The sequence below is a fragment of the Kangiella koreensis DSM 16069 genome, assembly GCF_000024085.1.
GTDB classification, from domain to species: domain Bacteria; phylum Pseudomonadota; class Gammaproteobacteria; order Enterobacterales; family Kangiellaceae; genus Kangiella; species Kangiella koreensis.
In genome coordinates, this window is the sequence record NC_013166.1 from 1,248,083 (window position 1) to 1,262,136 (window position 14,054).

At 45.1% G+C, this 14,054-nt stretch carries 7 protein-coding genes; 5 read left to right on the forward strand and 2 right to left on the reverse strand.

Annotated elements, in window-relative coordinates:
- Positions 1-620 precede the first annotated feature (620 nt).
- Positions 621-2,564, forward strand: a complete 1,944-nt coding sequence (locus KKOR_RS13725) for a collagen-like protein (RefSeq protein ID WP_012801096.1) — start codon at positions 621-623, stop codon at positions 2,562-2,564.
- An 80-nt stretch (positions 2,565-2,644) separates the two neighbouring features.
- On the opposite strand, the gene cysZ is transcribed toward KKOR_RS13725, so the two are convergent.
- Positions 2,645-3,448, reverse strand: coding sequence for a sulfate transporter CysZ (gene cysZ / locus KKOR_RS05860; protein WP_012801097.1), 804 nt, complete (start codon positions 3,446-3,448; stop codon positions 2,645-2,647).
- A gap of 172 nt (positions 3,449-3,620) precedes the next feature.
- On the opposite strand from cysZ, the gene smc reads away from it, so the two are divergent.
- Genes smc through KKOR_RS05880 form a run of 4 tightly spaced genes read left to right on the forward strand, consistent with a single transcriptional unit; the run spans position 3,621 to position 10,761 of the window.
- A complete protein-coding gene (gene smc / locus KKOR_RS05865; protein WP_012801098.1) occupies positions 3,621-7,118 on the forward strand; it encodes a chromosome segregation protein SMC in 3,498 nt (1,165 codons plus the stop codon).
- Positions 7,119-7,150: 32 nt separating this feature from the next.
- The gene (gene zipA / locus KKOR_RS05870) at positions 7,151-8,119 is read left to right on the forward strand and encodes a cell division protein ZipA (RefSeq protein ID WP_012801099.1); all 969 of its coding nucleotides are present in this window, start codon (positions 7,151-7,153) and stop codon (positions 8,117-8,119) included.
- A gap of 57 nt (positions 8,120-8,176) precedes the next feature.
- A complete protein-coding gene (ligA, locus tag KKOR_RS05875) occupies positions 8,177-10,180 on the forward strand; it encodes an NAD-dependent DNA ligase LigA (protein ID WP_012801100.1) in 2,004 nt (667 codons plus the stop codon).
- Between the two features lie 8 nt (positions 10,181-10,188).
- Complete coding sequence (locus KKOR_RS05880; protein ID WP_012801101.1) at positions 10,189-10,761, forward strand: phosphoglycerate mutase family protein; 573 nt, start codon at positions 10,189-10,191, stop codon at positions 10,759-10,761.
- Between the two features lie 97 nt (positions 10,762-10,858).
- On the opposite strand, the gene rne is transcribed toward KKOR_RS05880, so the two are convergent.
- On the reverse strand, positions 10,859-13,714 hold the full coding sequence (gene rne, locus KKOR_RS05885; RefSeq protein ID WP_012801102.1) for a ribonuclease E: 2,856 nt from the start codon (positions 13,712-13,714) through the stop codon (positions 10,859-10,861).
- Positions 13,715-14,054 lie beyond the last annotated feature (340 nt).

The following is a 14,054-nucleotide window of genomic DNA, read 5'->3' on the forward strand; positions in this document are numbered from 1 at the left end:
ATCTTTAAATGCACAGAAAGTTACATGACTCCTCTTTCATACACTCCGTCCCCAGCTTCTACAAAGCCACTGTAAAAGGTTTTATGCTGTTGGTTAAAAACTAAATGTAAAATTTGCTGGGGTAATTCTCAAAATATGATCCAATTCACTGTATTGATATTCGACATTTTGGCAATCGACTGTCAATCACCCATTACCACTCATGAAGTCACTGCACCTTTTTTCGAAGTTTTTTGATTTGGTCATAAAAACAAACACTTAATGCATATTTGCATTGCTAAGCTTCCAGTTTTGCTGAAGCCATGTTGTCAATATTCAGTGGTGTAAAAAAAATATAAAAAAGTCAAAAAATTTAACATTAGAAGCTGCTAAATCGCCACAATTTGTATCAAATATGGACATTCGACACTTCAAACATTCCTAAATATATTGCACAACAGAGTCCTAGATTTGTAACACCGCCTTAAATTCTCAAGTACGTCAATTCTTGGTATTCGAAGACGCTTTACTAACTTTGGGTTCACTGAGTTCTTAAAACTGTTGATTGATAAGCTGAGCTTGTCTGTCATTCGGGTTTTGGGAGGTTATTCAACAATGGATGTTCAATGGAGGGAAAATTCATGAACACTAATCTTAAGGCATTTGGCAAGCCCTTAGTGGGTCTCAGTTTGCTAGTGTCAGCTCAATTAATCTATGCCGCACCGAAAATTCATGAGGTGCAACCTTATCCACACGATGCCCCGACAAACCTGGTCATTTGGGGTACTGGTTTTGAAGACCCTCAGGTTTATTTTGGGACATATCCCAATCCCTTGGTGATCAGTGCTGATCAATCTACGTGTGATGCTATGGCTTTTAATCCCGCACCACCACTAGAACCCACTGACTTCCAGTGTCTAGTTGTTGAGCTGCCTTATGTAAACAATGGAACCCCAGCAGTACCATCCGGTGATTACTTATTGAAGTTGGTTGCTGTTGGCGGCTTGAATATATGTGGTACTAAGCCAAGTTCGTTAACTTTTGAATATAATCCATCTGATTGTAGTGGCTCTAATTCTCAAGAAACTGCAACCTGTTCTGGTGACATGACTGGTGCAGTGGGCGCGACAAATATTAATGTTTTTGATCGTGATGCAGAAAAATGGAGTTATCCATCAATGATTTACCCAGGAGAAAATGTGACATTCGTTGCTGCTGGAAGTAAATGGGGCAATCAGTTAAATGTTCACTTTAGCGAGGGGGGCTTAGCCCAGGATATTGGACTCCATACCTCTTGTTCTGAACCGTTAGTGCTTGGAGATTCTTACGGTAGCTTCACGCTTGTAGATTTTGTTGGCGAGGCTAGAGGAGCTGCCGAAGAACACGATCTTTATGATCTTACATTGGGTGCAGTTGGCCCAGCAGGTCCACAAGGTGACACCGGTCCAGCAGGTCCTCAAGGTGACGCCGGCCCAGCAGGTCCTCAAGGTGACGCCGGCCCAGCAGGTCCTCAAGGTGATACCGGTCCAGCAGGTCCTCAAGGTGATACCGGTCCAGCAGGTCCTCAAGGTGATACCGGTCCAGCAGGTCCTCAAGGTGATACCGGTCCAGCAGGTCCTCAAGGTGATACCGGTCCAGCAGGTCCTCAAGGTGATACCGGTGCTACAGGCCCACAAGGTCCAGCAGGGCCACAGGGTGAAACTGGTGCCACAGGTCCACAAGGCCCTAAAGGTGATACCGGCGATACCGGAGCCACAGGTCCACAAGGCCCTAAAGGTGATACCGGCGATACCGGAGCCACAGGCCCACAAGGCCCTAAAGGTGACACCGGCGATACTGGTGCTACAGGTCCGCAAGGTCCTAAAGGTGACACGGGTGATACTGGTGCTACAGGTCCGCAAGGCCCTAAAGGTGACACCGGCGATACTGGTGCTACAGGTCCGCAAGGCCCTAAAGGCGACACGGGTGATACCGGAGCCACAGGCCCACAAGGTCCAATGGGCCCTCAAGGAGCTAAAGGTGACACAGGTGATACTGGTGCTACAGGTCCGCAAGGCCCGTCTGGTCCAATGGGTCCTCAAGGTCCACAGGGTGAAAAAGGCGATACCGGTGACACTGGCGCTACCGGCCCAATGGGTCCTCAAGGTCCTCAGGGTGAGAAAGGTGACACGGGTGATACTGGCCCAGCGGGCGGTGGCTCTAACTTGCTCTGCTTTGCTACTGACCAAACGATCGGTACCCAGGGTAAATACATGGGTTTAGGCCAGCAAGGTGGTTCGCACCAAGAGGTTGCTGTAATCACACCATTTGAAGCTGGAGCCTTTATCAAGCGTTTCGTGATTAAAGCGGCGCAAGGTAATAACCCTGTCAGTGGTATTGCAACGGTTTACCATGATAATGGTCCATTAGGTACTTGTAATTTAGTTGCTAATGACCCAGATGCAGCAAAATCAGTTTGCTCTGGAATCACAAATGGCGTTTTAGGTGAGTTTGATAGTCTAAGTGTATTTGTGAAAACCGATGGGGGTAGCTTCAACGGTGCCACAGCGTGCTTGTTAATTGATACTCAGCCGCAAGAGCAATAAGGGTTCTTAACACCCAAGTGGCAGTCTCCTAGCCACTTAACCCGTAAACGCGTCACATGTCAGTGTGGCGCGTTTTTTTATCAGTTGGTTTTGTTTGGAGGTGAATTGCCCAACATGTCTTGCCGATAATGCTCATACCACATCTTGGTTGCACCGCAGACGGCGGCCGGCATGACCAGAAGATTGATAAATGGAATCATGGTCATCAACATCACCATTGCACCAAAACCGAAAGTGCCACTACGTCGTTGTTGAAGGGCGCTGAGCATATCCTGAAAAGGCACTTTATGGTTGTCCATTGGGTAGTCGACGTATTGCACTGACATCATCCAGGCATTGAAAATGAACCAGATAACAGGGAAGGCAAGCGCGCCGATCAATGGCACAAACAGTATCAGCAAGCAGATCAATGCTCGGGGGATATAGTATTTTAGCTTAGTCCATTCACGACCAAATAACCTGGGAATATCTTTAACTAAAGTCCAGAAGCCTTGCTCTGGTAGTACCTTTTCCTCATTTCCAGCCGCCACATGCAGCCTGTTTTCAACCGCTTCGGCCAACAGCCCATTGAATGGAGCCGCAATCCAGTTTGCCAGCATGGCAAAGAAGAAGAAAACGAACAAAATTCCACCAATAATGACTACAGGCCACATCAGCCAGGCGAGGGCAGTACCGAGCCATTCCCAGGCTCCCCAGCTAGCGATGGTCTGCTCAACCCATTGTGACCAGTCGGAAACCTGTGAAATCAATAAAATCAATGCAGTAGAGAGTAATACTAAATTAATTACTAAAGGGATCAGAACATATCGCTTGAGCCCTTTTTGGGTTAACATGCGGAATCCGTCGGCGAGATAGTGGGCACCATGAAAAGTGTTTTGTGCCATGTCGATTTTTTTACTTTTACTGTGTGCTTATTGGATTAAAATAATTTACACTTAAACGCTTTAGATTATAACCCTGTAAATGTAACAGGGCCTTTCATACAATTAAAATCTTGCCAAGTTGACTAGCATGCTCAGCTTGAGCTTTTGACTAAAAAATAGACGAATAAAATAGATGCGATTAAAACAAATTAAATTAGCAGGTTTTAAATCATTCGTAGATCCAACCACGGTTTCCTTGCCGAGTAACCTGACCGCGATTGTCGGGCCTAACGGTTGTGGTAAGTCAAACCTTATTGACGCGGTGCGTTGGGTAATGGGGGAGTCATCCGCTAAGAACCTTCGTGGTGATGCGATGACAGACGTTATTTTCAACGGTTCTACAGGCCGTAAACCGGTCGGCCAGGCCAGTATTGAGCTGGTGTTTGATAATTCAGACGGCACGGTACAAGGCGAGTTTGCCAACTATAACGAAATTTCCGTCAAGCGCATGGTTAACCGTGAGGCTCAATCAAGTTATTTCTTAAACGGAACGCGCTGTCGTCGTAAAGATATTACTGATATTTTCCTTGGAACCGGTCTTGGCCCACGCAGCTATGCGATTATTGAACAGGGCATGATCTCGCGCCTCATCGAGTCTAAACCGCATGAGTTGCGAATTTTCCTCGAAGAAGCCGCAGGAATTTCTAAATATAAAGAGCGCCGCAAAGAGACTGAAAACCGAATTCGCCATACCCGGGACAATCTTGACCGGTTAACTGACTTGCGTGATGAGTTAGGCAAGCAGTTGTCACATCTCAAACGTCAGGCAACCTCTGCTCAGCGCTATAAAGAATATAAGGCCGAAGAGCGTGAGCTTAAAGCTCAGCTAGCTGCGATCCGTTGGCAGACTTTTAACAGCAAAATTGAAGCTTTGGACGATGCTATCCAAAAGATGGAAACTGAAGTCGAAGCAAAAATTGCTGACCAGCGAAATTCCGATAGTGAAATTGAAAAGTCGCGGGAATTGCACATTGAATTAACCGATGCGCATAGCGAAGTGCAGGGGCGCTTTTATGGTATCGGTGCCGATATTGCACGCTTAGAGCAAGCTATCGAGCATGCACGTCAGCAAAAGTCACAATTATTGGAAGATAAAGCACAAGTTCAAAGTTCACTGGACAAATTGCGCGAACAACTACGTTTTGATGAATCAAAACTAGAAGAGCTTATGACCGAACTGTTGCAAACGGAACCAGATTTAGAGCTTAAAACTGAGCAGGTCGAAGAACAGCAACAACAGTTGCAGGACATGGAAGAAGACATGCGTTTGTGGCAGCAAGATTGGGATGTCTTTAACCAACAAGCCCACGCCAACGCACAGAAAACCGAAGTCGAAAAAACGCGCATTCAGCATCTAGAATCACACATCGCTCGCTACACTAAACGTCTTGAAGATATTCGCGCTGAAATCAATCAGCAAGAATCCAGCCCAATGGAAAATGACCTGGTAGAAATTGCCAAAGAATTGAGTTTGGCAGAAGAACAATCAGAGCGATTGGAAGAAGAAGTTTCCAATGCAGTTGAGCAAATCAATCAGATTCGCCAGCAGCAACGTGAACATAACCAAAAGCTGGAAGTTTCTCGAAAAGAATTGCGTGGTCTTGAGTCGCGTAAAATTTCCTTAGAAGCTTTGCAGAGTGCAGCGTTGGGCGGACAAAGCGAGGAATCGGTCAGCTGGTTAAAGCAGCAGGGTCTCGACAGTAAATCTCGCCTCGCACAAAATATTTCGGTAGATTCTGGCTGGGAATTGGCTGCTGAAACGGTACTGGGAGAATACCTTGAAGCTGTTGTTGTAGATGATAATCATGAATATGCTAATACCCTGACTGAGCTAGCCAGCGGTAAACTGATTCTGATTTCAGGCAATGGTTCAGGTGGCAGTCATCCTAATACCTTGCACAGTAAAATTAAAAATGCGGATGCATTAGCCGGCCAGTTAAGCAAGGTTAAAGTTGCTGATTCGCTAGAGCAGGCTATGGATATTCGCGGCCAGCTTGCTGAGGATGAATCGGTTATTACGCAAGATGGCTTATGGTTAGGTAAAAACTGGCTTCGAGTGTCGAAGCAGTCCGAGCAGGGCGCTGGAATTCTTGAGCGAGAAGCTGAACTTAATGAGTTGGCAGGAAAAATTGAGCAGCAAGAAGCTTTGATGGAAGAGTTGGAGCAAACCAAAGAGCGTTTGGCCGAGCAGCTTTCTGAGCAGGAACAATTATGGCAATCCAAGCAATCTCAATTAGCACAAGCTAGCCGTACTTATAGCGAATTACGCGCAAAAGTAGGTTCCCAACAGGCTAAGTTAGAGCAAGCTAAAAGTCGTTTGGAGCGTTTGCAGAAAGAGCAACGCGATGTCCTGCAACAGTTGCAAGATGATGAGGAATTGTTAGCCAAAAGCCGTCAACAGATTGAGTTGATGGTGGATAGCATGGCGGATGACACTCAACGTCGCGAACAGATGACCACTGAGCGAGAAGAAAAGCGTGCGCAGCTTGAAGCCAAGCGTCAACAAGCTCGCCAGGTTAAAGATGAGCAACATCAGTTAGCAATTCGTGTCAGTGCCGTCAAAGCCGAAGTAAACTCAACCCGAGCTGGTTTTGAACGTGTTAACTCACAAATTGGTGAGCTAACATCACGTAAAGTTGAACTGGAAAATCGCTTAAGTTCAGAACAAGATCCAACTGAAGATTATCAAATTGAACTTGAGCAGGCTTTAGAAAAGCGCCTGTTAGTCGAAGAAGAACTGAAACAGGCTCGTAATAAATTGTCAGAGATTGACGATAAGATGCGTTCACTCGAGCGTCGTCGTCATGAATCTGAGCAGCAGGCTCAGGGTGTCCGTTCCCGCCTGGAAAAATTACGTATGGACTGGCAAGAAGCTAAAACTCGTCAAAATACACAAGCTGAAATTTTGGCAGATGCTAAAGCTAATGTTGAAACACTTCTCGAAGAGTTACCGGAAGAGGCTAACGAGCAGCAGTGGATTAGCGACATTGAAGATATTACTGGCAAGATTCAACGTCTTGGAGCGATTAACTTAGCCGCTATTGAAGAGTTCAAAGCTGCAGAAGAGCGTAAAACCTATCTGGATGCGCAGCATGAAGATCTGAACGAAGCACTGGAGACTCTGGAAAGTGCTATTCGTAAAATCGATCATGAAACTCGTACTCGCTTCAAAGAGACTTTCGATAAAGTTAATAAAGGTGTGCAGGAGTTATTCCCAAAAGTGTTTGGCGGGGGGCATGCCTATCTTGAACTTACGGGTGATAACCTACTCGATACAGGTGTTACAGTTATGGCACGCCCACCGGGTAAGCGTAACTCAACCATTCACTTGTTGTCGGGTGGTGAAAAAGCTTTGACTGCGATTTCACTGGTATTCTCGATCTTCCGCCTGAATCCAGCGCCTTTCTGTATGCTGGATGAGGTTGATGCGCCGCTAGATGATGCCAACGTAGGACGTTATGCTAATCTAGTTAAAGAGATGAGTGAACAGTTGCAGTTTATTGCTATTACGCACAATAAAATTGCGATGGAAATGGCACATAATTTATTAGGTGTTACTATGAGTGAGCCAGGCGTTTCGCGCGTGGTTTCAGTGGACGTAGAAGAAGCTGCAGCATTAGCAGCTTCATAACAAAACAATACAATTAACCAAAAGGTGAAGTGATGGACTGGCAGTTCACTTTATTACTGATAATCGTAGGCTTGATTATTATTGGCTTTATTTATTTTGATGCAAAGCGTCGCAGTAAAGTCAGACGAGAAAAGGTAGAGCGTGATCTGTATGAGCAGCGCTTAGAAAAGCACCGAGATGGCACTGGGTATGACCCCGATGGTATTGGGCAAGTACGCGTCATTGGCAAGAATGAAAAGTCTGAGCAGGATTCTGTTCGAGCAGAGCCTGTTGCTCAAAGTAAAACTGAAGCCATGTCTCAGCCGCTTTCAGAAGAGCAGGTCGAGCAAACCCAAGCAAAGAAACCTCTCAACCAGCAACAAGAGCATAAAGACCCTATCATTGATGAAGAGAGTGTCCCAGTATTAGATGATGCACTGTTTGAGTTCACTAGTGAGCATTTCAAGCGTGAGCCGGCAAAAGAATCCGAGCAAAAAGCCGCCGTTAAAAACGAACCTCAATTAGATAATCCTCAGCAGACCTCGCTATTCGAAGAGCCTGAAGAGGAATCGGCAGTTGTCGAAGCAGAACCTGATTTAATATTTTCACTGTATGTCGTTGCCTCACAAGATAAACCCTATCATGGCCCTGAATTAGTGCAGACCCTTGTTGAGCAAGGCATGCGTCATGGCGATATGGATATTTTCCATCGTCACGCACAAGCTAATGGGCGTGGTGCTGTTCAATTCAGTTTGGCTAACGCTTTCGAACCGGGCATTTTTGATTTAGATGATATTGATAATTTATCATCTAAAGGTTTGGCATTATTCATGACCTTGCCGGGTCCATCAAAACCGATGAAAGCTTATGAGTTAATGGTTAAAACTGCTCAGGCGATAACACAACAATTAGGTGGTCGTATTTTAGACGGTAGCCGTAGTAACTTTAGCCGTCAGATTGAAACCCACCATAAAGAACAAATTAGTGAGTTTGAACGTCGCCAGTTATTGAACAAACAATAACAACGCAACAATCATTTCCCCAAGAATTCTGCATAGACGAGAGTCATGAGTCACAAGATGTCCGAATTAGAAAAACGCGTAGCCGAGCTACGCGTTACCCTTGATAATTATAACCATCAATATTACGTATTAGACGATCCTTCTGTTCCTGATGCTGAGTACGACCGATTGTTACGCGAGCTTCAGCAGATAGAATCTGAGCATCCAGAGTTGATTTCTTCTGATTCACCAACACAGCGTGTTGGCGCTAAACCTGATAATGGCTTTCAGGAAGTCACTCATGAACTGCCAATGTTGTCGCTTGATAACGCAATGAGTGACGATGAGTTGGTGAGTTTCAATAAGCGTGTTCAGGACCGTTTAAACACAACCGAGAATATCGAGTATGTGTGCGAGCCAAAATTAGATGGTTTAGCCGTTAGTTTGTTGTATGAAAATGGGCAGCTTGTTCGCGGTGCTACTCGAGGTGATGGGACAACGGGTGAGAACATTACCCTTAATGTTAGAACCATTCGTGCCATTCCTTTAAAACTTCGTGGTACAGAGACTCCTGAGCGAATCGAAATTCGTGGCGAAGTGTTTATGCCAAAGGCAGTGTTTGAATCCTTGAACGAAGAAGCACGAGAGCAGGGCGCTAAAAGCTTTGCTAATCCTCGCAATGCTGCCGCTGGAAGTTTACGTCAACTTGATCCCTCTATTACTGCAAAACGCCAACTGTCTTTTTATGCCTATTCAATGGGTTTAGTGTCTGATGATTTTAAACTTGCCAATACTCACTTCGACCGATTGGAACAGATTAAAACTTTTGGATTACCTGTTAGTAGTGAAATTAAGCTAGTGAAAGGTGCCGAAGGATGCTTAGCTTACCATCAGTCAATATCGGAAAAGCGTGACTCGCTGGGTTATGAAATTGATGGCGTAGTTAATAAGGTTAACTCGATTGAGCTACAGGAAGAGCTTGGTTTCGTGGCTCGCGCACCGCGTTGGGCAATTGCTCATAAGTTTCCTGCGCAAGAAGAAATGACTCAGCTAATTGGCGTAGATTTCCAGGTCGGTCGTACCGGTGCTTTGACGCCGGTGGCTCGATTAGAGCCAGTTTCTGTTGGTGGGGTTACAGTCAGTAATGCTACTTTACATAACATGGATGAAATTAAACGTTTGGATGCACGGATTGGTGATACTGTCATTATTCGTCGTGCCGGTGACGTTATTCCTCAAGTCGTTAGTATCATTCTCGAAAAACGACCGTCTAATGCCGAAATTATTTTAACACCAGAACAGTGTCCGGTGTGCAATTCGCCCGTTGAAAGAACAGAAGGAGAGGCCGCTATTCGTTGTACCGGAGGCCTTATATGTTCAGCACAGCGCAAAGAGGCAATAAAGCATTTTGCTTCACGCAAAGCCATGGATATTGACGGTCTAGGCGATAAGTTGGTTGAGATTTTTGCTGAGAAAGGCATGGTTCAAAGTATCAGTGACCTTTATCGAATTAAGGCCGGCGATATTGCAGCTCTTGATCGGATGGGGGAGAAATCAGCCGAGAATTTAATTGGTGCTTTAGAGCACAGTAAAAATACCACTCTCCCCAAATTTTTGTATTCACTAGGCATTCGAGAAGTCGGCGAAGTCACCGCAAAAAATATAGCGCATCATTTTTTAACTCTAGATGGCATTATAAAAGCCAGTCAGGAGGAGCTGGAATCGGTTCCAGATGTTGGTCCGATTGTCGCACACCATATTCGAGCTTTCTTTGATAATGTAGAGAACCTCGAGCAGATTGAAGAGTTGAAGGATTTAGGCGTAAACTGGCCTGATATCAAAAAGAAATCCGATGATGAATTACCATTGAAAGGTAAGACTTATGTTATCACTGGCACTTTAGAGGGTATAAGTCGACCCGAAGCCAAGGCGAAACTGGAAGCTTTAGGGGCAAAAGTTTCAGGTTCAGTTTCTAGTAAAACAACTGCTTTGATTGCTGGCGCAAGCGCAGGAAGTAAATTAAAGAAAGCGCAGGAGTTGGGCGTCGAAGTATTGGACCAATCGTTCCTGGATAACTTGTAGAGGTCTGTATGAAAAGATTTGTTATAACCACTCTTGCTTCGAGCTTGTTGTTTAGTGCTTCGCTCTATGCAAGCGAACCTGCTACTGAGACTGAAGGTGGGCAATGTGATCATTATAATGTCTTTGTTATGCGTCATCTACAGAAAGCAGAGGTAGCGCACAAAGATCCTGATCTGAGCGAACTCGGTCATAAGATGGCGCTAGCATTAGCTGACACAGACTTTATGGCTCACGTTGACGTTGGTTTTAGTACGGACTATAAACGTACTAAGCAAACTATAAAGCCATCCGCAGCACGTTATGATTTTGATATTCATCTTTACGACCCACGCGATAATCAGGCTTTGCTTGAGCTTATTAATACTCAATATTGTGGTAAGACTGTTGCCATCGTTGGTCATTCGAATACAACTCCTGCAATTGTTACGGCGTTTGGCGGTACTTTTGAAGTGTCTTTTGCCGGTCAGTCTCTACCAGCCAATACCCAAGTGCAATTAGATGAGTCAGACTATGGGGCGGTTTTCTACATCAAGAAAGGAAAAGGTGTCATAGAGCAGGATATGCTCCGATTGAAACCTTAATGGATAAGTATCTCAATAGATAACTATACAGATTGAAATAAAAAAGGAGGCAATTAAGCCTCCTTTTTTGATTAGCAATTGCAATCAAGCAACAGGTTTAGTTCAGTGAACTTGTCTTTGCTGCTGGGCTATTACTGTGTTTGTCACTAGTGTCCTTAATATCAGTAGTAATCACATCAGTTTCAGAGAACTGATAAGGTTTCGGTGCAAAGTCTGCTGATACTACTGAGTCATGATTAACTGCTTTTGCCATTGGCGCTGAAGCGTGAGTTGCTTCATGTGGCTTAGCCGGTTTTTTAGCAACTTCAGTTTTAGCTACTGGCTCCTTGGCTTGCTCAGCTTCTTTGGCAGGCTCTTCTGTTTTAGTGCTGGCAGCTGTTTTTGGCTCAGATTTTACTTCCGGGTTTACAAATGGCTCAACAGTTTCGGCATCAAGCTTGGTTGCAACTGACTCATCCTGAGTTTGTGTCGCTTGAGGCTCATGCCGTTCAGTTGAAGTTTCTGCTTTTGCCGGAGAAGCACTTTCCGGTGCCTGTTTAACTTGAGCGTCATTGGCTGCCTGTTGAGTTGCCTTGATTACTTCAGGCTTCTCGTCTTTCTTATCTTTGCTGTAGCCCATGACATCAGAAACACTGCGCTCTAAAGACTTGTGAGCTTTATAGACCATAATATCTTCAGCCTGAGCTTTGCTCTTTGGGGCGCGCTCTTTAGCTGTTTTTGTCTGGTCTTGGCCTTTAGTTGGCTTATCGGTACCTGCTTTATCTTTCTTAGCAACTGGCTTAGCCTCAACAGAATCTTCTTGAGCTTTTTTACCTTTAATAGCTGAGCGTACAGAAGGTTTCTTAGCTTGCTGAGGTTGCTGCTCCTGTTTTGCAGCTGGCTGTTGGCCTTGTTCTGGCTGCTGAGGTTGTTTAGCTTCAGCCATACGCTCTGCACGTGTTTTACGTGGAGGACGTTTAGTTTTCGGCTGCTCTACAACATTTTGCTGCTCTTGTTTTTGCTCCGGCTTTTGCTCGTGCTTTGGACCAGTCTGCTTTCTTTGTGGCTTGTCGTTTTGTTTCTTCTGCGGACGGCCACCAGTCTTTTGCTGAACCTTATTGTCTTTACCATCACGCTGCTCTTGTGGCTGGTTTTTGTTTTGAGCCTGGGTTTGGTTACGACCTTTCTGGTTGGTACGTTTTTTGCCTTGATGGCGAGTATTACGACCGCGAGTATTACGGTCATACTTGCCGCGATTGTTTTTCGATTGCTTGTCTTTCTTTTTCTTGTCTTCGTCATCACCAAACAAGGAAGTCCAAAGACGTGCGAATAGCCCCGGCTTTTTCTTCTTTACTGCTTTACTAGGTGCAGGTGGCGGCGAAGTTGGTTTTACACCTTTTAGCGCTGGTTGATCGCTGACAGGGGCTGGTTGTTTACTACTTCTAACCAGTTCAATTTCAGGAGCATCACCAATTAAACTATAACTGCTATCTTCAAGCGTTTCGCCAGCCTTAACTCGAAGCACTTCATAATGAGGTGTCTCAAGGTATGGGTTTGGTACCACTACTAAACGAACTTTTTGACGCTTTTCAATCTGTTCGATTTTGCGTCGTTTTTCGTTCAATAGGAATGTGGCCACTTCCACTGGGACTACTGCTTGAACTTCAGCAGTTGACTCTTTCATAGCTTCGTCTTCCATCAATCGTAGGATCGAGAGAGCGAGTGAGTCAGTACCACGAATAACACCTGAACCAGTACAGCGAGGACAAACGTGCTGGCTCGACTCTTCTAGTGACGGACGTAATCGTTGGCGAGACATCTCAAGAAGACCGAAGCGTGAGATACGGCCAATTTGAATGCGGGCACGATCGCGTGCAACAGAATCTTTAAGAACGCGCTCAACTTCACGTTGATTGCGAGGAGGACCCATATCGATAAAGTCAATTACAATCAGGCCACCGATATCACGTAAACGCAATTGACGAGCGATTTCTTCTGCTGCTTCGACATTCGTATGCAAAGCAGTTTCTTCGATGTCACCGCCTTTGGTAGCACGTGCCGAGTTAATATCGATAGATAATAGTGCTTCTGTCTGGTCAAACACTACAGAGCCGCCTGACGGCAAGCGAACTTCACGTTGGAAGGCGCTTTCGATCTGGCTTTCAACCTGATAACGATTGAATAAAGGAATCTCATCCCGATACAGTTTAACTTTGCTGACAAAGTCTGGGCGCTGATACTGTAGCTCACTTTTGACGCGTTCATATATTTCAGGACGGTCAATAATGATTTCACCGATATCTGGACGTAAATAATCACGAATGGCGCGAGTGATAACGTCAGACTCCTGGGTTATCAGGAATGGAGCAGGGCGAGTTCCAGCTACTTGCTTGATACCATTCCAGGTATCAATCAGGTAATTAAAATCATACTGAATTTCTTCAAGGCTTTTGCCAATTCCTGCAGTACGAACGATGCAGCCCATACCATTAGGTACAGGAAGCTGGCTCATAACTTGCTTAAGTTCGGTGCGCTCATCGCCTTCGATGCGACGAGAAATACCACCGGCACGAGGGTTGTTTGGCATAAGAACCAGGTAGCTACCGGCCAAACTGATCGAAGTGGTTAAGGCCGCGCCTTTATTACCACGTTCTTCTTTATCAATCTGGACAATGATTTCCTGGCCTTCTTTTAAGGCTTCTTTGATAGTAGGGCGGCCGCGCGATGGGGCATTTTGCATGTATTCGCGGGCAACTTCTTTTAGCGGAAGGAAACCATGGCGTTCTGCACCATAGTCAACAAAAGCGGCTTCAAGGCTTGGCTCGATACGAGTGACCTTGCCTTTGTAAATGTTACCTTTTTTCTGTTCTCTTCCTGCTAGTTCGATATCTAAATCATACAAACGCTGGCCATCTACCAGCGCAACACGCAACTCTTCATGATGATTGGTTGCGTTAATCAACATACGTCTCATTTGTTATTAACTCTCAATTTCTGCGGACACAGGAAGAGCTAGCAAGAATATTAGGAATAGGGTCTAAAAACCCGACAAGCCTTTTAAGGGCAAGGGGTTTTGGTTGTGAATTTCTCTAAGTTTAGTTTCTTAAACTGTTTTTTCATCACTAAGTTGACTGTTAAACCTGTTTATTTCCTGTTTGGCTATTTCACGTCTTACCGCTTGTTGTGCGCGAAAGAAGCCAAACTAACCGAGTAACGTTAACGTTTATCGTGTAAACGTATCAATCAGCTACTCTACAATTCTGCTATTTTCCGGTGACCGGCTTTAAAAAATCATTTCTGCTGTTATGGTATCT